Source organism: Methylobacter sp. sgz302048 (assembly GCF_052162025.1).
Taxonomy (GTDB): Bacteria; Pseudomonadota; Gammaproteobacteria; order Methylococcales; family Methylomonadaceae; genus Methylobacter.
In genome coordinates this window covers 1,333,989-1,357,489 of record NZ_CP197401.1, presented here as the reverse complement: position 1 = coordinate 1,357,489, position 23,501 = coordinate 1,333,989, and the positions used below count along the sequence as shown (strand labels likewise).

Genomic DNA, 23,501 nt, shown 5'->3' with positions numbered 1-23,501 from the left:
CCAGCTCTCAACTATTTGAAAAACATCATGCTTATTCAGTGGTATCCCGGCCATATGCACAAGGCCAGCAAAGAGATCAAGCACATCCTGCCGCAGGTTGACCTGATCATTGAAATTCTGGACGCGCGCATTCCGTTCAGCAGCGAGAACCCGATGCTGAAAGCGCTGCGGGGCGACAAGCCCTGCATCAAGGTGCTCAGCAAAAGCGATCTTGCCGACCCGGACATGACTCAGGAATGGCAGACCTATCTGGAGCAGGAAAAAGGCGTCAAGACTCTGGCATTGACCATCGAGCAGCCCGAGAGAATGCGCCAGATCGCCGACCTGTGCCACAAGATGCTGCCCGGCAAGGACAGCGGCGGCCGGCTGATACAGGCCCTGATCGTAGGCATACCGAATGTCGGCAAGTCCACGCTGATCAACATACTGGCCGGCAGGATCATCGCCAAGACCGGCAATGAACCGGCCATCACCAAAACCCAGCAGCGCATCGATATCGGCAACGGCATCGTCCTGTGGGACACGCCCGGCGTGCTCTGGCCCAATGTCGAGAACCGGAACAGCGGCTATCGGCTGGCGACCACGGGCGCGATCAAGGATACGGCCATCAACCATGAGCATATCGCCTTTTTCGCGGCCGAGTATCTGTTAAAGCATTATCCCGATTTGCTGAAGGCCCGTTTTCAGATCGAGCAACTGCCGGACGGCGAACAGGAACTTATGGAGACTATCGGCAGAAATCGCGGCTGCCTGCGTGCGGGCGGACGCGTAGACATGGATAAGGTCGCCAAGCTGCTATTGTCCGAACTGCGCGCCGGCACGATCGGCCGCATCAGCCTGGAAACGCCGGCCATGATGGAACAGGAACTGGCCGAACTGGCTGTCATCCGCGAACAGAAAGCGGCAAAGAAACTGGCCAGGAAGCAGAAGTGGAAGGATTCGAAGTAAGCTGTGCCTCGATGATTTATCAATGAACCGAGGAGCGCCCTTGTAAGCGACGCTCCAGCCAACGTCCTCGCAGCCCCTGCCGCGCCGTCCGGGCATTTTAGCCCGCATAGGCATGGGTGACCTTAAAAGCGCCAGTGCCCGGCGCGACAAATGTATAACAACCATTAATAAAATTCCGACAAGCCAGACGCCAGGCGAATAACCCGCAGAGCCATGATAACCGCATGGCCTTCCAGTCCGAATGTTAGACCACCAATAAATTGATTTTTGATGACTATTTTATGGTTATTAAAGGTTTGGATATGGTAGATATACGAAAACTTTATAATCTTGTTAGGCGTTGCAAGTGGTCGGCAGCACTCCTGGCGCGGGACGGACGATAAAGGAGCACCCTATGCACATCAAGACCTGGCACGCAGTCCTTTTTCTGGCCTTAATGAGCTGCGCCCTGGTGATCGTGGAACTGCCCCAGGCCACCTGGCTGACTTCGGCCGCGTTCAGCCTGGCCTTCGGGGGTGCGGCGGTGGCGTTGATGGGCGCCGCGGCCCTGTTGGGTGGTCGCTGGAAAAGCGTCGAATCACTGTTCGGCGGACTCGACCGCGTTTATCTGACGCACAAATGGCTGGGCATCTGGGCGCTAGTTTTTGCGTCGTTTCATTTCGTGTTCAAGGCCAATCTGGAAGCCTGGCAGACCGCCTCGATCCTCTCGCTGCCCCCCTACTACACCCGCCTGGTGCGGCAGCTGAGCTTCATCGCTCTGATGCTGATCGTCATGCTGGCATTGAACCGGAAGATTCCTTACAGCGTCTGGCGCTGGTGGCACAAGCTGTCCGGGCCGCTATTCCTAATCGTCATCCTGCACTGGCTGAGCTTCAAATCGCCCATCGCCATCGACAGTCCGGCCGGCATATGGCTGGCCGCGCTATCGGCGCTGGGCGTTGCCGCCGCCGGCTACAAGCTGCTGCTCTATCCGTTTCTGGCTAACCACGCCGAGTACCGCATCGTCGAGGCGAACGCCGGCGCCAACGCGCTGCACCTGGAGCTTGCGCCGGTGAAGCGAGCTCTTTCGTTCGAGCCAGGACAGTTCGGCTTCATCAGGATGAAGGAAGACGGCCTGCGCGAACCGCACCCCTTTACAATCGCAAGCCGCAGCGAGCCGGACGGTCATGTGCATTTCGTGATCCGCGCCCTCGGCGACTATACCCACAGGCTGGTAAAGGAAGCGCGCGCAGATATGTATGCGGACATCTACGCGCCGTACGGGCGTTTCAGGCGTCCGCCGGCCGCGAAACGTGAAGTCTGGATCGGGGGCGGCGTCGGCATCTCGCCGTTCATTGCCTGGCTGACGGATGAATCGGCGAAAAATTTAGACAAGGTCACCCTGTTCTATTTCTTCACGCCGGGGCGCGAGTTTCCCAGCGCCGAGGTGCTGGACGATCTGGCCCGGCAGTACGGCGCGGAATTCATACCCATATCGACCGGTCCGTCTAGCCCGGAATTCGTCAAACGGTTTGGCGAAATCGCCCGAAATGCGGGTCCCGTGGCGGTGGATATCAGCTTTTGCGGCCCCAAAGGCCTTTTGAAGCGCATCCAGGCGCTGATGCGCGAAAACAAAATACCGGACGCGAACCTCCGGTATGAGTACTTTGAATTCCGATGACAGGCCGCACCCCAGATCAACCCGGCATATTCAAAGCTATCAGCCGTGCCCTGCTTCGCCTGGCGTATGGCGCTGCCGCGGCGCTGTCCGGCGGCTGCACGGGGGTCCAGTCCGCTTTTTCGGCTTTCGGCATCGAGGCGGAATCAACCCGCGCCTTCACCTGGGGGATGACCGCCGCCGCCACCGTGATCACGATCGGCGTGTTGTGGCTCGCGTGGCATGCCGCGCGCGCACCGGCCGGCCGGCTCGACCATCAGGGCGGAATGCGTGTGATCCTCTGGCTGGGCGCTATCGGCCCGACTGTGCTCCTTACGGCGCTGCTGGTGTCCTCGCTGACGAAAATGCGGACCCTGCCGACGGGTGCCGATGATCTCAAAATCGCCGTCGACGGTGAACAGTTCTGGTGGCGCGTGCGCTATCTGCCGGCCGGCGGCCAACCCGTGGAAACGGCCAACGAAATCCGGGTGCCCGTGGGACGCACCGTAGCCTTCGCCCTGTCGAGTCCGGACGTTATCCACAGTTTCTGGATACCGGGTCTGGCCGGCAAGGTGGACATGATTCCGGGCCGCACCAACGATCTGGTTGTGCGCGCCACCCAGGCAGGCGTCTATCGCGGCGCCTGCGCGGAATTTTGCGGGCTGAGCCATGCCCGCATGGCGTTCGACGTGGTGGCGATGGAGCCTGCTGATTTCGACCGCTGGCTGGCCGACGCGGCACGTCCGGCGGCCGGTATCGACAGTCCGGGCCGGCACTTGTTCGAGGAATACGGCTGCGGCGGCTGCCATACCATCCGCGGCCATGCCGAAGACAGCACGATCGGGCCCGATCTCACTCACGTCGGCTCACGCCGCTCACTGGGCGCCGGTACGTTGCCGATGACCCGCGACGCCTTCAGCCGCTTCATCCGCGACCCGGCCTCAGTGAAACCCGGCGCCCTGATGCCGAGCTTCAAGGACATGCCCGGCAAGGACGCGGAAGCGATTTCCAATTATCTTGCGGAGCTTCGTTAAATGCCTGTCGCAGCGAACACTCAACCCGATCAGAACGACCCGGCCGTCCGCGCCGCGCAGGAAGAGCGGCTGCGCGCCGTCTGGAGCCCTCCCAAGGGCTTGTTCCTGCGCTGGACCGATACCAACAACAATGCGGTCGGCATCTGGTACACCCTCACCGCCTTCGGGATGCTGCTGTTCGCGGGCGTGCTGGCGCTGATCATGCGTGCCCAGCTCGCCGTGCCCGAAAACAATCTCGTTTCCGCGTCGACGTTCAATCAGCTGTTCACGCTGCACGGCTCGATGATGATGTTCCTGTTCGCTGTGCCGATGTTCGAAGCGGTCTCGGTGCTGATCCTGCCGCAGCTGCTGGGCGCGCGCGATCTGCCTTTTCCGCGCCTGTCCGCTTTCGGCTACTGGAGCTTCCTGATCGGCGGCGTATTCGTGGCCGGCTCGATTTTCTTCGACGCGGCCCCGGACGGCGGTTGGTTCATGTACCCGCCGCTGTCCACCGAGCCTTCGACTGCGGGCATCGGCGCGGACATCTGGATGCTGGGCCTGTCCTTCATCGAGGTGTCGTCGATCGCCGCCGCGGTCGAGCTGATCGTGGGCGTGCTGAAATGCCGGCCGCCGGGCATGCGGCTGAACCTGATGCCGCTCTATGCCTGGTACATTCTCGTGGTGGCGGTGATGATCCTGTTCGCCTTCCCACCGCTGATCGCCGGCGACATCCTGTTCGAAATGGAGCGCCTGCTCGACTGGCCTTTCTTCGATGCGAAGCGCGGCGGCGATCCGTTGCTCTGGCAGCATTTGTTCTGGATTTTCGGCCATCCGGAGGTCTATATCATCTTCCTGCCCTCGATCGCGATTTTCGCGATGGTGATCCCGACCTTCGCGCAGCGCCATCTGCTCGGCTATCCCTGGATCGTGCTGGCGGCGGTCGGCACCGGTTTCCTGAGCTTCGGCCTGTGGGTGCACCACATGTTCGCCACCGGCATGCCGAACATCAGCCTCGGCTTCTTCTCGGCCGCGTCGGAGGCCGTGGCGATTCCGACCGCTGTGCAAATCTTCGTGTTCATCGCCACTATATGGGCGGGCCGCGTCGTCTGGTCGACGCCGATGCTCTACGGAGCGGGCTCGCTGGCGATCTTCGTGATCGGCGGGCTGACCGGCGTGATGGTGGCGGCAGCGCCGTTCGACTGGCAGGCGCACGACACCTATTTCATCGTCGCCCACCTCCACTACGTTCTGATCGGCGGCTCGGTGCTGCCGCTGTTCGCCGGTCTGTATTATTACTGGCCATTGGTGACCGCCAAGAAACTGTCCGACCGGCTCGGCCGCATCGCCTTCTGGATGATGTTCGTCGGCTTCAATCTCGGCTTCTTTCCGATGCACATTTCCGGGCTGATGGGCATGCCGCGCCGGGTCTACACTTATTCGGAGGCACTCGGCGTCGGTACGCTCAACCTCCTGTCCACGCTCGGCGCCTTTCTGTTCGCGGCGGGCGTTGCCGTGGTGGTGGTCGATCTTTGCCTCTCGCCCCGGCGGCCGCGCGTCCCGCGCAACCCCTGGAATGCGGGCACGCTCGAATGGCTGGAGTTTTCGCAGCAGGAAAACTGGGGCGTTCGCTCGGTGCCGCTGATCGAGAGCCGCTATCCGCTCTGGGACCAGCCCGGTTTTCTCAGGCAGGTCGATGAGGGCCGCTACTTCCTGCCCGATGCGGAGGAAGGCTACCGCGAGCTAATGATCACCTCGGTTCTCGATGGGCGCCCGCTCCAGGTCGCGCGGATCGGCGGGCCCACGCCCATTCCCATGCTGGCCGCGATCGCGCTCGGCGGCGTCTTCATCCTGACCACCTATCACTTCTATTGGAGCGCGCTGGCGAGCGGGCTGGCCGCCCTGGCCGTGATCCTGTGGTGGCTTTGGACGGGAACCGGGCTTATCCCCGAAAAGGCCGAAAAGCACGCCGGCCTCGGCGTCGTGCTGCCGCTCTATGCGTCCGGCCCCGCTTCATCGGGCTGGTGGGCCATGTTCATTACCATGGTCGGCGATGCGACGGCCTTCGCCGGCCTGATTTTCGGCTATTTCTTCTTCTGGACGGTGCATGCCGATTTCCCGCCTGAACCGCTGCCCGGCCAGGCCGGGCCCGGGGCGTATTGGCCGATGGTTGCGCTTGCCTTGATTCTGGCCGGGTGGGTGCTAACCATCGCCGCGCGCGAAACCAATGCACGCGGCCGGGTCGGGCTTGCCCGCGCCGCACTGGCCGTAGCGGCCGCAGCGACCGGCACCGGCGGACTGGCGGGGCTGGCCGGACCATGGCGCGCCGGACTCGATCCCGCGCTGCATGTCTATCCGGCGATCGTCTGGGTGCTGGTCATCTGGATCGCGGTCCATGCGGCGTTTGGCGTCGTCATGCAACTTTTCGCGCTGACTCGCAGTCTCGCGGGACGTATGACCCCGGTTTATGACGGCGATGTGCGCAATATCACCGTCTACGGGCATTTCCTGGCGTTGAGCGCGCTCATCACGTTTCTGGTGATCGGTTTTTTCCCGAGGTTGGCATGATTCGCAAACTCCACAAACTCGCGCAACGATTGAAATCGTCTTTATGGATGCTGGTCGTACCGCCCACGGTCTGGGCGCTGCATTTTCTGTTCTCCTACGTTTACGCCGCCGTCCGCTGCGCCAAGAGCGGATCGGCCGAGGTCATCGTCGACATCCGCACCGGCATCGCCGCCGCGACCGTTGTGGCGCTGCTGCTGGTCGTGGCTTTTGGCTATATCGCCTGGGCCCAGTCGCGAATTCAGGGCGATCTGCCGCCGTATCAAGACAGCACCGACGAGGACCGGTTGCGTTTCCTCGCCGTATCGACGCTGCTGCTGGCGGGCTTAAGCTTTGTCGCCATCCTGTTCACGGCCCTGTCGGCTTTCGTCTTTGAGGATTGCAGATGAAACGCCCGGCTTTCGTCGCCGGCGTTGCCGTGCTTGCGGCGGCTTGGGCCACCGCCGCGTCGGGCCATGGCATGACCGCGCATATGGCGGCGCACATGGCGGCCGTGGCGGTCGCGGCCCCGCTCATGGCGTTGGGGCTAGCCGGTACGCGGGCCGATCCTGCTTCGCGCTGGCCGCTGGTTGTCGCGCCTTTGCCGATGTCGCTGCTCGAACTGCTTGTCGTCTGGGGCTGGCATTGGCCGGCCGCGCGCGCCTTTGCCGCGGGCGGCGCGATCGGTCTGGCGCTGGAACAGACGATGTTTCTGGCCGCCGGCCTGCTGCTGTGGAGTGCCTGCCTGGAAACGCGCGCCGCCGGCATTGTCGCGCTGCTGCTGACCACGATGCACATGACGCTGCTGGGGACGCTCATTACCCTGGCCCCGCGCACGCTGTTCGGCACGGCCGGCTTTACCGGCTTCGGCGTCACGCTGTCCCTGGTCGCCGATCAGCAGCTGGGCGGCGTCATCATGCTGCTGGTAGGCGGCGGCAGCTATCTGGCCGGCGGACTGGCGCTGCTTTTCGGTCTGCTGCGGAGCAATCGCCCGGCGGGGGCGCGGCAATGGTCCTGAAGATTACCTGGAAGCGGGCGTTTGCCGCGGCGGCGGCGCTGTTCATGCTCGCCCTGGCGATCGCCTGGTCGGGCGTTCTCAACATCGGCGCCTCGACTGGCCATTGGGCGATCACCGACTGGTTTCTCCACTGGTCGATGCGCAACACGGTTCGCACCTATGCCGCGCTGACGGTGGACGAACCCGCGGCCGATGCCGGCGGCCTGACCTCCGCCGCCGGCCACTACGCCGCCAATTGCGCCTTCTGTCACGGCGCGCCGGGCGAACAGCCGGCCCGCGTCATGAAGGGCGCGACACCGGCGGCGCCCGATTTGGCCGCGACCGCTCATTCCTGGACTGACCGGCAGCTTTTCTGGATCGTGAAGCATGGCGTGAAATTTACTGCCATGCCCGCCTGGCCCGCGCTGGACCGGGATGACGAAATCCGCCGCATGACCGCCTTCGTGCGGCGGCTGCCGGGCATGACGCCGGCCGAATATCGCACGCTCGCCTATGGACCCGACGGGCGCGTCGCCGGTGGCAAGCCGATACGGTTGGAAGATGCATTGCCCGACTGCGAGCGCTGCCATGCCGACGACGGGCGCGGCCAGCCCGACATTCCGATATTAGCCGGACAACAACCGGCCTACCTGTCGGCTGCGCTCCGCGCCTACGCGGCGGGCAGGCGATCCAGCGGCGTGATGGGAGCGGCCGCCGCCCGGCTGGACCTCGATCTCATGCAGGCGCTGGCGAAGCATTACGCCGGGCTTCCTGGAGGGCTGGCCAAAGCCAGGACTGCCGCTGCCGCCGACCCGACGGCGGATGACCGGCTGGCCGAACGCATCTTCGCAAACGGTTTGAGGGAAGCCAATCTGCCGCCCTGCTCCAGATGCCACGCACCGGGCAAACGCCCGGACTATCCGACGCTGGCCGGCCAGAAGCCGGAGTATCTCGCCGCCCGGCTCCGCCGATGGCGCGGGGACGGAACCATCGTCGATGCGCGCAAGCCGAATTTGCTCATGCCGGTGATCGCGCGCCGCATTCCCGAACGCATGATCGAACCCCTGGCTCGCTTTTTCGCGCGGCAGAGCGCCGTGCCCAATTCCGCAGCAACAGAACGATGAACACGTCATGGGAGTTATTATGAATTGGCAGACACAACCACCACGCAACAGCGACGCGGCACCCGACGACCGAAACCGGCCTGAAGACGGCCAGCCGGAGAAACCGAAGGGCATTGGACAAATGAACATTCCGCCGCGCAAGACCTGGATGACATTCCTGGCCATCCTGCTCATCAACTACCTGCTGATGAGGATTATCTTTCCGGAAGCCGGCGAGTCCGTCACCATCCCTTATACCACCTTCAAGGAAGAGGTCGCGAGGGGCAACGTCAAGGCGATTTACAGCCACGGGACGAGCATCGAAGGCCGCTTTGTTGCGCCGGTTACCTGGCCGCCGGAAGGCGAAGACGGGACGGCCTCCGGCTCAGGGCGCCCTCGACAACCCGAGCCCGGAACGGCGGACACCTTCACGACCGAACTGCCCGCGTTCGTGGACCCCGGACTGGAGGCGTTCCTGATCGACCGCAAGGTCGAGATCAGCGCGGTGCCTATCCGGGAGGGCGGCTTCTGGGCCACGCTCCTGTTCGGCTTCGGCCCTGCGCTGCTGATCATCCTGTTTTATGTATGGCTCTACCGTCGAGCCTCGCAGCAGGGTGGCATGGGCGGCATGGGCGGGCTCATGGGCATCGGCAGGAGCAAGGCGCGCCTCTACGACCAGACGGCGGGCACAAAAGTCACCTTCGACGATGTGGCCGGCATCGACGAAGCCGAGAACGAGCTGGTCGAGATCGTGGATTTCCTGAAGTCCCCGGATAAATACACCCGTCTGGGCGGGAGCGCGCCGAAAGGCGTGCTGCTGGTCGGCGCGCCGGGAACCGGCAAGACCCTGCTGGCGAAGGCCGTCGCCGGGGAAGCCGGCGTGCCGTTCTTCTCGATGAGCGCCGCCGAGTTCGTGGAGATGATCGTCGGCGTGGGCGCGGCGCGCGTGCGGGATCTGTTCAAACAGGCGCGCGAACATGCGCCGGCGATCATCTTCATCGACGAGATCGACGCCATAGGCCGCGCGCGGGGACAGGTGGCAATCGGCGGCGCCAGCGAACACGAGCAGACGCTGCAGCAGATCCTCACCGAGATGGACGGTTTCTCAGGCCGCGAGGGCATCATCGTGCTGTCCGCGACCAACCAGCCCGAGGTACTGGACCGGGCGCTGCTCAGGCCCGGCCGCTTCGACCGGCGCGTGGTGGTGAACCTGCCGGACAAGACCGGCCGCGAGGCGATTTTGAAGGTCCACACCCGCCAGGTGCCGCTCGCCGGCGACGTCAGCCTGAGCGAGCTGGCCGCGACGACGCCCGGCCTCTCGGGCGCCGACCTGAAAAACCTGGTCAACGAGGCGGCACTGCTGGCGGCGCGCCGCGAGCGGAACGAGGTTTTTCAGCAGGACTTCCTGGACGCGCTGGAAAAGATCGTGCTCGGCCCCGAGCGCCCGCTGCTCCTGAGCCGCGCGGACAAGGAGCGCATCGCCTATCACGAGAGCGGACACGCCATCCTCGGCCTGGTCGTGCCCGACGCCGATCCGGTGCACCGGGTCTCGATCGTGCCGCGCGGGCAGGCGCTCGGAGTGACCTACCAGCGTCCCCAGGCGGACCGTTACAACTATCCCGAAGCTTACCTGCGCGCAAAAATTGTCGGCATGCTGGGCGGGCGCGCGGCCGAGGAAATCGTGTACGGCACCCGGACCACCGGCGCCGAGAACGACATCGAGCAGGCCACCCAGATGGCCCGCAACATGGTCACGCGCTGGGGCATGAGCGACGAGCTCGGGATGGTGCAGCTCGCGCCCCGCGAAAATCCCTACCTGAGCCCCCTCGGCGGATACGGCGGCGCCAGGCCTTTCAGCGATGAGACCGCCCGCGTCATCGACGCCGAGGTGCAAAAAATCATCGACGAGAGCCACGCGCAAGCGACAAGTCTCTTGAAGGCGCATCGTCGGGAACTCGACGCGCTGGTCGAAGCCCTGCTCGCGCGTGAGACACTTAATGAGCAGGAAATCCTGGAAGTCACCGGACTGCCTCCAGCGCCCTCCGTGGAAAACCGGCCCTTACCGGTTGCCGATGAAAACAAATGAGTGCCCGCCTTTTCCGGAGCCTGGGGCCGCGCCGACAACGCAGTTTTGCAGGAGCGCGATGGGCCGGCACGATGCGCTATACGCGGCCGCTGCGGCCAAAAAGCGCTAGAGCGAAACTATTGCGCTGGTTGGGTTTCTTGGACAGGCACGAGAAGGCCGAAAAAGGTTGTGTGCGAATAAATTTGCACCTACAAAGTGCGCGTACCAGGAATGAAGACGACGCGCTGCGGTTCGCGAATGCGACCGATTACGGGCTCTCAAGCGCTGTTTACTGCGGCGACCTAGAGCGTGGCGTGCGCTTTGCGCAAGCGGTCGAGGCCGGCATGACCTGCGCCAACGACACGTCGTTGGGCGACGAGGCTCATGCGGCGTTTGGCGGCGAAAAAACTCCGGCATCGGACGGTTTGGCAGCGAGTGGATTATCGATGAATTCACTTCCACGCACTGGATTTCGGTGCAGCATACGCCGCGTGCCTATCCGTTCTGAGTGCTGGCGAAGGACAACCTGTGTCTTTCCGTTAACCTTCCACTATCCATAAGGAGCACGACATGCCCTCATCGATGACCCGTCAAGGCGTGCAGCGGACTTTCAAAGCCTGCGCCGTTCTTTCTCTCGCTTTGCTCTCGGCTTCTGCCTTCGCCAAAGACGGCGGCACCTGGGAAAGCGGGGAAGATGTCTACGCCAAGGTCTGCGGTTATTGTCATGACGTCGGGGTCGGCCCGGCAATCAAGGGCCGACACTTGACGCCCGGGTATATCAGCGCCTGGGTCCGCCATGGCTGGGGGGCGATGCCGTCCTTTTCGGCCGCTTTTATTGATGATAAGGCTTTGCAGGACGTCGCCGATTATCTGTCCAAGTCCGCAGCGCCGCAGAAATGAGGAGTCTGCCATGAATGTCTCGCGCCGCTTCATTCTCAAAGGTATCGCCCTGGGCGGTCTCGCCGGCATGACCCTGGGGCGCTGGAGCCTGTCCCTGGCCAATAACGCGGTCAGTGCCCAGGCCCAATCGACACTCCCCCTCCTGGTGCTGGTCAGCGGCGAAGCCGAACAGTCGGCTTTCCTTCTGGGCATCGCCGCGGCATTGCCGGATAAACGCCCTTGGATGCAACGCACGGATCTCGGCATGGGCTTCGTGCAGGATTTCACCCGGCTGCTGCGCTCCGGACGGCCGATCCGGATCATCGGCCTGGTCGATGACGCCAGTGCCACGCTGATCGTCGAGCTGGCGCGCGCCTCGGACGCCCGTTTACCGTGGCTGGGGTATCATTCGGCCAGTCCTGGACAATCCCGTCATCGCCTGCTAGGCGACCAGGCGTCTTCAGAACTGGCGGCCCGGCTCGACTCGCGGCAGTGGACCGCGATCCTCGGTCTCGCCCTTGCCTCGCGGGGTTCCGCGCCAACGGGTCTGGCACCGCCGGCCGATGCCGCGCAGTCACCTTTGACCGGGCATTTCGTTTCTTTCGCGATCGAGACTTGAAGGAGTCCCCCCCATGACCGAACCAAACCAGGCCATACTCCCGCGCGGAGTTGTGCAGCAAGAGTTTCAAAAAGCCATCGAGAAGTTCCGTAAACTGCTCGGTGCCGGGAACGTCCTGGACCAGGACGAGCAGCTCGTGCCCTACATGAAGATCATGATGCCGGTGGAGGAAGCCAAGCATGCGCCTTCCGCCGCGCTGATCGCCACTAACGTGGAACAGGTGCAGGGCGTCGTGGCGATCTGCAACGAGCACAAGATCCCAGTGTGGACTGTGTCCACCGGCCACAACCTGGGCTACGGCTCGTCCGCGCCCCACCACCGGGGGCAGGTGATATTGGATCTGAAGAAGATGAACAAGATCATCGATGTCGATCCGGAGCTGTGCACTGCCCTGGTCGAGCCGGGCGTGACCTACCAGCAACTGGTCGATTACATCAAGGAAAAAGGCTACAAGCTGTGGGTCGACCCGCCGGCGCCGTCGGCCATCGTAGGTCCTGTCGGCAATACCCTGGACCGCGGCGTAGGCTACACGCCCTATGCCGAGCACTTCCTGTTCCAGTGCGGCATGGAAGTGGTGCTGGCCAATGGCAAAGTGCTGCGCACGGCCATGGGTGGCGTCAAGGGCTCCAATACCTGGCAGGTGTTCAAATGGGGCTACGGCCCGTATCTGGACGGCATCTTCACGCAGTCCAATTTCGGCATCGTGACCAAGATGGGCCTCTGGCTGATGCCGCAGCCGGATGTCTTCAAGCCGTTCGCGGTCAAGTATCAGAAGGACGAGGACATAGCGGACCTGGTGGAGCTGTTCCGCCCGTTGAGCATCAACGGCATCATTCCCAACGGCGTGGTGTTCGTCGGCACGCTCTACGAGGCCAGCGCCATTGTGCGCCGCTCCGACTACACCACGGACAAAGGTGCGACCTCAAAAGAGATCATCCAACGCATCCGCGACGAGCGCAAGATCGGGGCCTGGACCGTCTATGGCGCCCTGTACGGCACGCAGGCGCATGTCGACATCAACTGGAAGATCGTCACCGAACTGGTTCAGGAATCCGGCAAGGGCGAGATCGTCACCGAGGAGCAGGCCGGCAGCGACCCGGCGTTCAAGTATCGGGCGGACCTCATGCGCGGCAACATGACCCTGACCGAATTCGGTCTGTACAACTGGCGTGGCGGCGGCGGTTCCATGTGGTTTGCGCCGGTGAGCCAGGCCAGGGGCTCGGAGACGCTCAAGCAGGTCGAGCTGGCGACCCAAATCCTCAACAAGCACGGTCTGGATTATGTCGGGGAATTCATCGTCACCCAGCGCGCCATGCACCATATCATCGATGTGCTGTTCAATCGTACCGATGAGGAGGAGATGAAGCGCGCCCACGACTGCTTCGCCGAACTGCTGGACGAGTTCGAAAAAAACGGCTACGGCGTCTATCGGGTAAACACCGCGTTCATGAACCGCGTCGCCGACAGCTATGGTCCGGTGCAGCGCGAGATCAACAAGACCCTCAAGCGCGCGCTCGATCCGAACAATATCCTGGCGCCGGGCAAATCGGGTATCGACCTGGACACGTAAGCGGAAAATCATGATGACGGTTCTGTCGCATTAGCCGAAAAAATGTGGATTTCTGGTCCAGTAAGCAGCTTCGAGCCAAGTAGGCTGCGTTTCAGGTAGGCATCCAAGCCCTCTTGTTTTTTGGCCGTTGCCAGTTGCAGCATTAAATCGGCTGCGATGATGAATCGAACCTTGACGCCACGCCTAACAGCTTAGGCAGACTAATCGCCAAGTTGTTCTAAAAATTCAGCCAAGACAGCCTGTTGAGCGGCGGCATGATCAGCAATGGCTATCGATTACGGCGGAATTTATTCAGCGAAGTCATCGGCGCCTTTACGCCTTCAATGGCGCATTTGAATTCACAATTTCAATCAGGCGTCGATGAGTAGCTCCAGCTGATTAAACTAACCACTATTTTATAGCCAGCATATCGTCCAGCGCTTTTTTAGCCAGCTTGGCGATATTGGCCGGCACGGAGATCTGGTTGACGACATGGCCGGCCGCCAGATTTTCCAGCACCCAGGCCAGATGCTGAGGATCGGTTCTGAACATGGTCGAACACATGCACAGCATGGGCGACATGAAATGCACGTTTTTGCCCTGCGCTTTGCATTCCTCGCTCAGGCGATTGACCAGGTTCAATTCCGTTCCGACCAGCCAGCGGGTGTTCGGCTCGGCTTCACGCACAGTCTTGAGAATGTATTCCGTAGAACCGATGTAATCGGATTTCTGGCAGACTTCAAAACAGGCTTCGGGATGCGAAATCACCTTCGTTTCAGGATAACGCTTCAGGAAATTATCGATATGTTCCGGCTGAAATGCCTGGTGCACGGAGCAATAACCGTTCCACAGGATCATTTTGGCATTGCGGATCTGCTCGACTGTCAGCCCGCCCATCGGCTTGGTGAAATCCCAGACGACCATTTCCTCCAGCGGAATGCCCATCCGGTAGCCGGTGTTGCGGCCTAAATGCTGGTCCGGGAAAAACAGGATTTTCTCCCGGCGCGCAAAGCTCCATTCCAGAATTTTCTGCGCGTTCGAAGAGGTGCAAACAATGCCGCCATGCTCGCCGCAGAAGGCTTTCAGATCGGCTGCCGAGTTAATGTAAGTTACGGGTGTAACCTGAGATTCCACATCCAGCACTTCCGCCAGCTCGTTCCAACATTTCTGCACCTTGATCAGGTTAGCCATATCGGCCATGGAACAGCCCGCCGCCATATCCGGCAAAATGGCGATCTGTTCGGGCCTGGACAGGATATCGGCAACTTCGGCCATGAAATGCACGCCGCAGAATACGATGTATTCGGCATCAGACTGGGCTGCTTCCCTGGACAGCTTCAATGAGTCGCCGGTCAGATCGGCATGTTTGAAGACTTCATCGCGCTGATAATGGTGGCCGAGAATAACACAGCGTTTGCCTAACTTTTCCTTGGCCGCGACAATGCGCGCATCGCATTCCTCGTCGCTGAGCAATGCGTAATCTTGAATCGGTAATGCAGTATCGGTCATTTGAAGACAACCCTTAACAGAGAATAACTTGGTAATTCACCACGGACACGAGGGAACGAAGTGCTTAACTTTATAAGACACTTCGTTCTGGGTATAAGTTTTGTCTCCGCCGCATTATTTTGGGCGGAGGCAAAATAGTGGACAAGGCGGTTAAGACGCCTTGGCGGCAGTTGGTTTCAACAAGCGGATGCCCAGCTCGCGCAGCTGCGTATCATCGACGGGAGCCGGTGCGTTGACTAATGGACAGGCCGCTGACTGCGTTTTAGGGAAGGCAATCACGTCGCGGATCGAATGCGAGCCGGTCATCAGCATGACCAGACGATCCAGCCCGAACGCCAGTCCGCCATGCGGCGGCGCGCCGTATTTCAAAGCATCGAGCAGGAAGCCGAATTTTTCTCTGGCTTCGTTATCGTCGATACCTAATATTTTAAATACGGTCTGCTGCATGGCCGGGCGGTTGATACGGATCGAACCGCCGCCGACTTCGGTGCCGTTCAATACCAGGTCATAAGCGCGCGACAGCGCCGTGCCGGGATTGGCCAGCAATTCTTCAGCCGCGCAGCTTGGCGCCGTGAACGGATGGTGAATCGCGGCCCAGCGCTGGTTCTTGTCGTCCCATTCGAACATCGGGAAATCGACCACCCAGACCGGTTTCCACTCGCCTTCCAGCATGTTCAGGTCGTGGCCAAGCTTGACGCGCAACGCGCCCATCGCTTCGTTGACGACGCTGGCCTTGTCGGCGCCGAAGAAAATCAGGTCGCCGGTTTGCGCGCCGGTTTTGGTCAGCACTTTTTCCCAGACTTCGGCCGGCGCGAATTTGACGATCGGCGACTGCAAGCCGTCAATGCCGCCATTGCGGTCGTTAACTTTAATATAAGCCAGACCTTTGGCACCGTAGATGCCGACGAATTTGGTCAGGTCTTCGATGTCCTTGCGGCTCAAGTCGCCGCCGTTAGGCAGGCGCATGGCCACGACGCGGCCTTTCGGATCGTTGGCCGGGCCCGAGAAGACTTTGAAATCGACATCTTTCATTTCTTCAGCGATGTCGACCAGTTCCAGCGGAATACGCAAATCAGGGCGGTCCACGCCGAACCGGGACATGGCTTCCTGATAAGTCATGCGCGGGAAAGTCGCATCGAGTTGCACGCCGCTAACCTTGGCGAACAGCTGACGGATCATCTCTTCCATGATTTCCATGATCTCGTTTTCGTCCATGAAAGAGGTCTCGATATCGAGCTGGGTAAATTCAGGTTGCCTGTCTGCACGCAGGTCCTCGTCGCGGAAGCAGCGCACGACCTGATAATAGCGGTCCATGCCGGAAACCATCAGTATCTGCTTGTAAAGCTGCGGCGACTGAGGCAAGGCAAAAAAGGCGTTTTCATGCGTACGGCTGGGCACGATGTAATCGCGCGCACCTTCGGGCGTGGCTTTGGTCAGGTAAGGCGTTTCGATCTCGAAGAACTCGTGGTCATCGAGGAAATTGCGCAACGTGCGCGTGACATCGCGGCGCACGCGCATTTTTTCCTGCATGGACGTGCGGCGCAGATCGATGTAGCGGTAGCGCAGACGCATTTCCTCGTTGACTTCGATGTCGCTCTCGATCGGGAAAGGCGGCGTTTCGGATTCGTTCAGCACTTCCACGCCGGTAGCCAGCACCTCTATTTCACCGGTGCTCATGTTCGGATTAATCGTGCCCTCGGGACGATCGCGCACGATCCCGTTGACTTTTAAAACATATTCGCTGCGTACACTTTCGGCGACCGCGAAAGTTTCGGGAGAATCAGGATCAAATACGACTTGCACCAGACCGGCGCGGTCTCTCAGATCGATAAAAATAACCCCGCCATGGTCCCGGCGGCGGTGAACCCAGCCGCATAATTCAACCGTTTCGGCTAAATGTTTTTTGTTTAATTCTCCACATTTGTGGGTACGCATAAGTTTTCTCTGTTAATCCAAAAAATTTGTCGATATTACGTGCTTAGACTGGCAGATGCAAGCCGGTTTCTAATGACTGGTCTTGCAGCCTCCGCCGCAGCAACTGGCGACACTGGGCGCGCTGGCGCTGGAACTGCCGCTCTCGCCTGCTACGTTTTTCTTGTTGCCGCTTTTAAAATCGGTTTCATACCAGCCGCCGCCTTTCAGTCGGAATCCGGCCGCTGAAATCTTTTTCATGAGCTCCGGTTGACTGCAGGCCGGGCAGTTGATTAATGGCGCGTCGCTGAGTTTTTGCAAAGCTTCATGTTCATGACCGCACGCTTGACATTGATATTCGTAAATTGGCATTAGCCCCTCCGATAACAAAAAATAATACCCAAAATAGGGGACAGTCTTAGTTTTTCAAGGTCCTTCCTATAAAATAATTGCCTATTTTACAGAAAGATGACATCCAGAATGAAAAAATTAACCATCACACAACCCGACGATTGGCATTTGCATGTCAGAACCGGCGCGATTTTAAAAACTGTCATGCCGCATACCGCACGGCGATTCGCCCGCGCCATCATCATGCCCAATCTGAAACCGCCCGTGATGACCGTGGTGCAGGCCCTGGCCTATCGGGAGGAAATCCTGCAGGCTGTACCGGCGGACCTGGATTTTACGCCGCTGATGACGCTATACCTGACTGGCGCGACGACGGCGGATGAAATCAGGAAGGCCGCCGAATGCGAACACGTCCAGGCGTTCAAACTGTATCCGGCCGGTGCCACGACGCACTCCGATGCCGGCATCAGCGATATCAAAGCCGCCTACCCGCTGCTGGAAGCCATGGAAAAACACGATGTGCCTTTGCTGATCCATGGCGAAGTCACCGATGAGGCTTGCGATATCTTTGACCGGGAGCGGGTGTTCGTCGATACTGCTCTGGCCGACATCGTCAAAAACTTCCCGGAACTGCGCGTTGTGGTCGAGCATGTGACAACGGCGGAAGCCGTGCAATTTGTACAATCGACCGGCGCGCGCATTGGCGCCACCATTACGCCGCAACACCTGATGTTCAACCGCAACGCCCTTCTGGCCGGCGGCATACGGCCGCATCATTACTGCCTGCCCATCATCAAACGCGAACACCATCGCCAGGCTTTGGTCGCCGCCGCCACCAGCGGCAATCCGAAATTTTTCCTGGGCACGGACAGCGCCCCGCATCTGACTTCGTTGAAGGAAGCCGCTTGCGGCTGCGCGGGCTGTTACAGCGCCCATGCCGCGCTGGAACTGTACGCGGAAGTCTTCGAGCGGGCCGATGCGCTGGACAAGCTGGAAGGTTTTGCGAGCTTTCATGGCGCCGATTTCTACCGTTTGCCGAGAAATTCAGGCACGATCACCCTGAGAAAAACCACCTGGAAAGTGCCGGCCGCTTACGGCGATGATTCGGTATCGATCACGCCGCTGAAAGCCGATGAAGAACTGACTTGGCAGATAGCACAGTAAACTCATTCAGACCGCAAACAGGCGGGATCTGTCGTCTGTTTGCGGTCTGAGCGCAGGTTAATGAAGGATCAATCGGCTATGGATTATTTTCGTCCAGTTCCAGTTCATCCTTCTCCTCCTCCGGCACATTGCCGTCGTGGACCAAATAATTGCGCCGCTGCAAATAGGCGTTTTTGAAAAACTCATACCTGTCCAAAGCCGCTTCATCCGCTGCTTTTTCAGTCCCCAAATTGTCTGCGCGAAAATCAGTCCAATTCGCCGCGAACAATGAGCCGCTGATAATGCCGCTATCAAGATAGCTGATGGGATTCATGGCCGTATCGCCGATCAGGCCGCCTATGCCGCGCGGAGAACTGGGCCCTAAGAGGGGCAAGACCAGATAAGGCCCTGTCGGCAAGCCCCAAACACCCAGCGTCTGGTCAAAATCCTCTTCGTGTTTGGGCAGATCAATCATCTCCGCAACATCGATGAATCCGCCGATACCGGCCACCGTATTGACAATAAAGCGCGATCCATCCATGCCGGCCTGCGATAACTTGAACTGTAAAAGATCATTTATTGTGACGCCAATATCATTAATATTACTAAAGAAATTAGTCACGCCGCGATCGGCGAATGACGGCATAATCCACTGATAGCCATTGGCAATAGGCTTTCCTACATACTCATCAAGGTTATCATTGAACAACTGCACATCCCTGTTCCAGTTTTCCAGCGGATCTCTGGTATCTCGTGTACTGGTTGCGCATCCCGCCATCATGCCCAATAATATAAAGTTTGCCAATCGTGTTATTGATCTGTTCTTGTGCATGGCTTTGCCTTTAATTTAGCTATTATTTTTATTCTGACTTAAATTTCGCGTAACATAGCATAAACGGCTTCAGCTATCGATATTCGCCATTATGTTACTTAATTCTTCCCATACCCCTGATTCCGCTCAAATTTAATGGATATACCCAAAATTCCTTTAGACAAACGCTTTAGAGGCTATCTGCCTGTCATTGTCGACATAGAGACAGCCGGTTTTAACCCTAAAAAGCATGCATTGCTGGAAATCGCCGCCGTAATTGTCGAACTTAACAGCCAGCACGATCTGGAAATCACTGAGCGCTACTCGACGCATGTGATTCCGTTCAAAAACGCCGAGTTCGATGAATCCGCCCTCAAATTCAATGGCATTGACCCGCATCACCCTTTCCGTATGGCTATTGATGAGAAAGAGGCGCTTGACATGCTGTTCAAGCCCATCAAGGAGGCGGTAAAGCGCAACAATTGCACACGGGCGATTTTGGTAGGCCATAATCCGGCTTTCGACATCAATTTCCTGAATGCGGCCATCCATCGCACGCAAATAAAAAGAAGCCCGTTTCATCCGTTCAGTACATTTGACACGGCTACGTTGGGAGGATTGGCGTATCAGCAAACCGTGCTGGCAAAAATTGCCAAATCAGCCGGCCTGGAATGGGATAATGAAAAAGCGCATTCTGCGCTATACGATGCGGAGAAGACGGCCGAGTTATTCTGCAAGATAGTCAACCGCTGGAAACGGCTCGAATCACTCGCCCTCTAGGACAAAGACTATCATACCCGCGTCCCGGGTATGATAGTCTCTACAAATCATTCTGTAATGGCGCCGACTGCTGCTAGCATTTTGCTCAACTCGCCCTTGTTGTACAGATCAATCATGATGTCGCAGCCGCCTACGAGTTCGCCGCCGATGTAAAGCTGCGGATAGGTCGGCCAGTTTGAATATTCCTTCAGCGCCTCGCGAATCTCAAGATCTTCGAAGATATTGACGTACATGTATTTCGCATGACAGGCATCCAGCACCTGAACAGCCTGGCCGGAAAAGCCGCATTGTGGAAAATCAGGCGTGCCTTTCATGTATAAAACAACCGGATTATTTTCAATCTGGTCTTTGATTCTTTCAATTACGTTCATAGTAGCAGTTACTCACTCGACAAATAAAACTGACTGATTTTATCAACAATTATGGCGTTAAAAAAGCAAATCTTGCAAGCCTGCGCTTGCCTGAGAGCTGTTTGAAAACTATAATCGAACATTTTTCCAGCGGGCGACCGACTTTCCACTATTTTTGTTTATAGGCAGAATCAATGACTAGCCATATTATGCCAACTTATGGACGCTTACCCGTGACTTTTGAACGCGGCGCCGGCGCATGGTTGTGGGACACTAACAATAAACGTTATCTGGATGCCTTATCCGGCGTAGCCGTATGCAATCTGGGCCATGCGCACCCGGCAGTGCACAGGGCTATCTGCAAGCAAAGCGAAACCTTGCTGCATACGTCAAACGTATATGTTATCGCTGCCCAGGAGCGCCTGGCCGATAAATTGATCGCAAAAAGCGGCATGGATAACGTTTTTTTCTGCAATTCCGGCGCTGAAGCCAACGAAGCCGCCATCAAACTGGCTCGCCTATATGGACATCAACAAAATATAGAAAACCCGGCCATCATCGTCATGGAAAAAAGCTTTCACGGCCGCACGCTCGCCACATTGAGCGCCACCGGCAACGCGAAAGTACAGCAAGGCTTTGCGCCACTGGTCGAGGGTTTTGTGCGCGTACCTTATAACGACATCAACGCCATCGAACAAGCGATTAAACAAAATGCCGATATCGTTGCCGTATTGGTTGAGCCCGTTCAAGGTGAAGGCGGCGTCAACGTTCCCGCTGCCGATTACCTTAACCAAATTCGCAATCTGTGCGATCAGCACGGACTGCTGATGATGCTGGATGAAATCCAGACCGGCATAGGCCGCACCGGAAAATTTCTTGCCTATCAGCATAATGAAATCTTGCCTGACGTTTGCACACTGGCCAAAGCATTGGGCAATGGCGTACCGATCGGTGCCTGCCTTGCTCATGGCAAAGCGGCTCAATTGTTTACCACAGGCGCCCACGGTTCGACATTCGGCGGCAATCCTCTGGCCTGCAGCGCAGCATTAGCCGTGTTGGAAACACTGGAGAATGAAGACCTGATCGGACAAGCCGAACAAAAAGGCGCCGCTATCAGCGCCGGATTCAGCAAGCAATTGGCTGATAACCCGCATGTTGTCGACGTTCGCCATAAAGGCCTCATGATCGGCATCGAACTCGACGCGCCTTGCGCAGACCTTGTCAAATCAGCCTTGGAGCAAGGTTTACTGATCAATGTCACCAGCGAGAAAACCATCCGCCTGCTGCCGCCATTGATCATTGATGACCAGCAAATCAATCAACTCGTAGAAACTTTATCCGCTCTCATTCAAGCGCACACAAAACCATGCCTATGAAACCCAGACACTTCATCAGCCTGTTAGACTTATCAAGCGACGAATTTCGCGGCTTGATCAGCAGAGCCATAGCGCTGAAAAATCACCGAGATCCTGATTATCAGCCTTTAAAAGGCCAAGTTCTGGCGATGATCTTTGAAAAATCATCGACGCGTACCCGTATTTCATTTGAAGCCGGCATGATCCATTTTGGCGGCAGCGCATTGTTTCTGTCGCCTAGGGACACCCAATTGGGACGCGGAGAACCGCTGCAGGACAGCGCCAAAGTTATTTCCAGCATGGTCGATTGCATCATGCTCAGAACCAACAAGCATGAAACGGTAACTACATTCGCCGAGCATTCGCGGGTACCCGTGATCAACGGATTAACCGATTTGCAGCACCCGTGCCAATTACTGGCAGACATACAGACTTATTTTGAGCATCGCGGCGACATTCAGGGCAAAACCGTCGCCTGGATCGGTGATGGCAATAATATGTGCCATTCCTATATCGACGCCGCAACCGTATTGGATTTTAAATTGAACATTGCCTGCCCGTCCGGTTATGAACCCGTAAAATCCATTGTTGACGCGGCGGGCGAACGCGTCCGTTTTTTCTCCACGCCGCTGGAAGCAGCCAAAGGCGCGGATTTGCTCGTCACTGACGTCTGGGCCAGCATGGGGCAGGAGGAAGAACAAAAACAACGTGAAATAGCCTTTCAAGATTATCAGATCAACGCAGACATTATGAAAGCAGCAAATCATGATGCCCTGTTTATGCATTGTCTGCCGGCACACCGCGGTGAAGAAGTCTCTGCCGATGTTATCGACGGTCCGCAGAGCGTTATCTTCGATGAGGCCGAAAATCGCCTGCACGCACAGAAAGCGCTGCTGGAATTTCTAATGTGCCGTAAATAACGCTAAAATTCATTTTTTCAGACGATCAAGAACAGAGATTCAAGTGAAAAAAATATTAAGTTCGTTTTTTATTTTAATGCTGGCTTTCGGTTCAGCGCAGGCCGATACTGTCTATGTAACCGACAATCTGGATCTGGCATTTAGAAGCGAAGAAAACACGCGTGGTAAAGTTATAAAAATGCTCCATCCGGGCACGTCTCTGACAGTGCTCAGTCAAAACAAGGAAACCGGTTTCATCTATGCACGCCTTGATGACGGCACAGAAGGCTATATTCTGGCCCGCCATACCAAAAAGGAACCCCCCAGCCGTTCTCAACTGGATGCCGCCAATAAAAAACTGGCGTCATTGGAAAAAGAAAACACGACACTTAAAACTGAATTTGAATCGCTGAAAAGTTCATTGACACCGGGAACAACTCTCGAACAGTCTCTCGCAACGGAACGCGACCATTTGGCCAGAGAACTCAGCGAGCTGAAGCAAACCGCTTCCAACGCCGTGGAGTTAAAAAATCAACGCGATGAACTTCAAGAGCGCGTGGTCAATGTTGAACGGGAACTGGAACAGCTTAAACTGGAAAACAAGGCGCTGGCGGACAGCAGCAAACAAGACTGGTTTTTATACGGCGGCATTCTGTCCCTGGTCGGCGTCATCTTGGGATTCATCCTGCCCAAATTGGGCTGGCGCCGCAGAAGCAGCAGTTGGGATACTTACTGAGATCGGGCAGCCCCTAGCCTTTCGTGTCCGACATTTTAAACCCATAACTTTCGGGAATTGCTTACATGGCTAATTCAGGTGACAAAAAAGTCCGCCCCTACTCTTCTTCTCAAGGTGTTGACGGCATGGAGCGTGCACATCAACAGACTGGCCGAAGATGCCACTTGCGGCGCACTGGCGAAATATGCCAAATCAGTCAGTTCAGCTTCCCTGGGCGCCGTTACCGATAATCTGAATTAACTCCAATCCCAATGCTGGGTGTTCCGACACCCAGGCTTCCCGCTCTTTCAAAAATTCTATAAGTGC

The 23,501-nt window shown here is 58.2% G+C and carries 23 protein-coding genes; 18 read left to right on the top strand and 5 right to left on the bottom strand.

The genetic code is table 11. The features are described from left to right. The first annotated feature begins 27 nt into the window (after nt 1-27). From ylqF to ACTNE6_RS06435, 12 genes are all read left to right on the top strand, one after another. Nucleotides 28-948 (top strand): ribosome biogenesis GTPase YlqF, encoded by a 921-nt coding sequence (gene ylqF / locus ACTNE6_RS06490; protein ID WP_442499040.1) that lies wholly within the window; start codon nt 28-30, stop codon nt 946-948. 394 nt (nt 949-1,342) lie between these two features. Beyond that, on the top strand, nt 1,343-2,608 hold the full coding sequence (locus ACTNE6_RS06485; RefSeq protein WP_442499039.1) for a ferredoxin reductase family protein: 1,266 nt from the start codon (nt 1,343-1,345) through the stop codon (nt 2,606-2,608). Then, complete coding sequence (coxB, locus tag ACTNE6_RS06480; protein WP_442499038.1) at nt 2,605-3,618, top strand: cytochrome c oxidase subunit II; 1,014 nt, start codon at nt 2,605-2,607, stop codon at nt 3,616-3,618. The genes ACTNE6_RS06485 and coxB overlap by 4 nt, the downstream gene beginning before the upstream one ends. After that, nucleotides 3,619-6,162: a cytochrome c oxidase subunit I gene (ctaD, locus tag ACTNE6_RS06475; RefSeq protein WP_442499037.1), complete on the top strand. Its 2,544-nt coding sequence runs from the start codon at nt 3,619-3,621 to the stop codon at nt 6,160-6,162. After that, on the top strand, nt 6,159-6,548 hold the full coding sequence (locus ACTNE6_RS06470) for a hypothetical protein (RefSeq protein WP_194968657.1): 390 nt from the start codon (nt 6,159-6,161) through the stop codon (nt 6,546-6,548). The genes ctaD and ACTNE6_RS06470 overlap by 4 nt, the downstream gene beginning before the upstream one ends. Further along, a complete protein-coding gene (locus ACTNE6_RS06465; RefSeq protein ID WP_442499036.1) occupies nt 6,545-7,156 on the top strand; it encodes a cytochrome c oxidase assembly protein in 612 nt (203 codons plus the stop codon). Before ACTNE6_RS06470 ends, ACTNE6_RS06465 begins: the two co-directional genes overlap by 4 nt. Beyond that, the gene (locus tag ACTNE6_RS06460) at nt 7,147-8,259 is read left to right on the top strand and encodes a c-type cytochrome (protein WP_442499035.1); all 1,113 of its coding nucleotides are present in this window, start codon (nt 7,147-7,149) and stop codon (nt 8,257-8,259) included. Before ACTNE6_RS06465 ends, ACTNE6_RS06460 begins: the two co-directional genes overlap by 10 nt. Before the next feature lie 19 nt (nt 8,260-8,278). Continuing rightward, complete coding sequence (gene ftsH / locus ACTNE6_RS06455) at nt 8,279-10,324, top strand: ATP-dependent zinc metalloprotease FtsH (protein ID WP_442499034.1); 2,046 nt, start codon at nt 8,279-8,281, stop codon at nt 10,322-10,324. Next, nucleotides 10,321-10,863, top strand: coding sequence for an aldehyde dehydrogenase family protein (locus tag ACTNE6_RS06450; protein WP_442499033.1), 543 nt, complete (start codon nt 10,321-10,323; stop codon nt 10,861-10,863). Before ftsH ends, ACTNE6_RS06450 begins: the two co-directional genes overlap by 4 nt. A gap of 10 nt (nt 10,864-10,873) precedes the next feature. Next, nucleotides 10,874-11,203: a c-type cytochrome gene (locus ACTNE6_RS06445; protein ID WP_442499032.1), complete on the top strand. Its 330-nt coding sequence runs from the start codon at nt 10,874-10,876 to the stop codon at nt 11,201-11,203. 10 nt (nt 11,204-11,213) lie between these two features. Then, entirely contained in the window at nt 11,214-11,801 is a 588-nt protein-coding gene (locus ACTNE6_RS06440) for a hypothetical protein (protein ID WP_442499031.1), read from the top strand. 13 nt (nt 11,802-11,814) lie between these two features. Beyond that, complete coding sequence (locus tag ACTNE6_RS06435) at nt 11,815-13,371, top strand: FAD-binding oxidoreductase (protein WP_442499030.1); 1,557 nt, start codon at nt 11,815-11,817, stop codon at nt 13,369-13,371. A 390-nt stretch (nt 13,372-13,761) separates the two neighbouring features. Here ACTNE6_RS06435 and nadA read toward each other — a convergent pair whose 3' ends face one another. The 3 genes from nadA to ACTNE6_RS06420 all read right to left on the bottom strand — a co-directional run bounded on the left by nadA (nt 13,762) and on the right by ACTNE6_RS06420 (nt 17,142). Then, entirely contained in the window at nt 13,762-14,859 is a 1,098-nt protein-coding gene (gene nadA / locus ACTNE6_RS06430) for a quinolinate synthase NadA (protein WP_442499029.1), read from the bottom strand. 150 nt (nt 14,860-15,009) lie between these two features. Continuing rightward, nucleotides 15,010-16,794, bottom strand: coding sequence for an aspartate--tRNA ligase (aspS, locus tag ACTNE6_RS06425; RefSeq protein WP_442499028.1), 1,785 nt, complete (start codon nt 16,792-16,794; stop codon nt 15,010-15,012). Nucleotides 16,795-16,863: 69 nt separating this feature from the next. Next, entirely contained in the window at nt 16,864-17,142 is a 279-nt protein-coding gene (locus ACTNE6_RS06420; protein WP_442499027.1) for an FmdB family zinc ribbon protein, read from the bottom strand. A 108-nt stretch (nt 17,143-17,250) separates the two neighbouring features. Between ACTNE6_RS06420 and pyrC the strand changes: the two genes are divergently transcribed. Then, the gene (pyrC, locus tag ACTNE6_RS06415) at nt 17,251-18,285 is read left to right on the top strand and encodes a dihydroorotase (RefSeq protein WP_442499026.1); all 1,035 of its coding nucleotides are present in this window, start codon (nt 17,251-17,253) and stop codon (nt 18,283-18,285) included. Between the two features lie 76 nt (nt 18,286-18,361). On the opposite strand, the gene ACTNE6_RS06410 is transcribed toward pyrC, so the two are convergent. Further along, the gene (locus ACTNE6_RS06410; RefSeq protein WP_194968668.1) at nt 18,362-19,096 is read right to left on the bottom strand and encodes an MlaA family lipoprotein; all 735 of its coding nucleotides are present in this window, start codon (nt 19,094-19,096) and stop codon (nt 18,362-18,364) included. 135 nt (nt 19,097-19,231) lie between these two features. Here ACTNE6_RS06410 and rnt point away from each other — a divergent pair, with 135 nt between their 5' ends. Then, nucleotides 19,232-19,855 carry a ribonuclease T gene (gene rnt / locus ACTNE6_RS06405; RefSeq protein ID WP_194968669.1) on the top strand — a complete coding sequence of 208 codons (624 nt, stop codon included), beginning with the start codon at nt 19,232-19,234 and terminating at the stop codon, nt 19,853-19,855. A gap of 47 nt (nt 19,856-19,902) precedes the next feature. Here rnt and grxD read toward each other — a convergent pair whose 3' ends face one another. Then, on the bottom strand, nt 19,903-20,226 hold the full coding sequence (gene grxD, locus ACTNE6_RS06400; RefSeq protein WP_442499025.1) for a Grx4 family monothiol glutaredoxin: 324 nt from the start codon (nt 20,224-20,226) through the stop codon (nt 19,903-19,905). 173 nt (nt 20,227-20,399) lie between these two features. Here grxD and ACTNE6_RS06395 point away from each other — a divergent pair, with 173 nt between their 5' ends. The 4 genes from ACTNE6_RS06395 (at nt 20,400) to ACTNE6_RS06380 (ending at nt 23,435) form a co-directional block, all read left to right on the top strand. Next, nucleotides 20,400-21,581 (top strand): acetylornithine transaminase, encoded by a 1,182-nt coding sequence (locus ACTNE6_RS06395; RefSeq protein WP_442499024.1) that lies wholly within the window; start codon nt 20,400-20,402, stop codon nt 21,579-21,581. Next, nucleotides 21,578-22,480 (top strand): ornithine carbamoyltransferase, encoded by a 903-nt coding sequence (argF, locus tag ACTNE6_RS06390; RefSeq protein WP_442499678.1) that lies wholly within the window; start codon nt 21,578-21,580, stop codon nt 22,478-22,480. The genes ACTNE6_RS06395 and argF overlap by 4 nt, the downstream gene beginning before the upstream one ends. Before the next feature lie 43 nt (nt 22,481-22,523). Beyond that, entirely contained in the window at nt 22,524-23,195 is a 672-nt protein-coding gene (locus tag ACTNE6_RS06385; RefSeq protein WP_442499023.1) for a TIGR04211 family SH3 domain-containing protein, read from the top strand. 78 nt (nt 23,196-23,273) lie between these two features. Then, nucleotides 23,274-23,435: a hypothetical protein gene (locus tag ACTNE6_RS06380; RefSeq protein WP_442499022.1), complete on the top strand. Its 162-nt coding sequence runs from the start codon at nt 23,274-23,276 to the stop codon at nt 23,433-23,435. Nucleotides 23,436-23,501 lie beyond the last annotated feature (66 nt).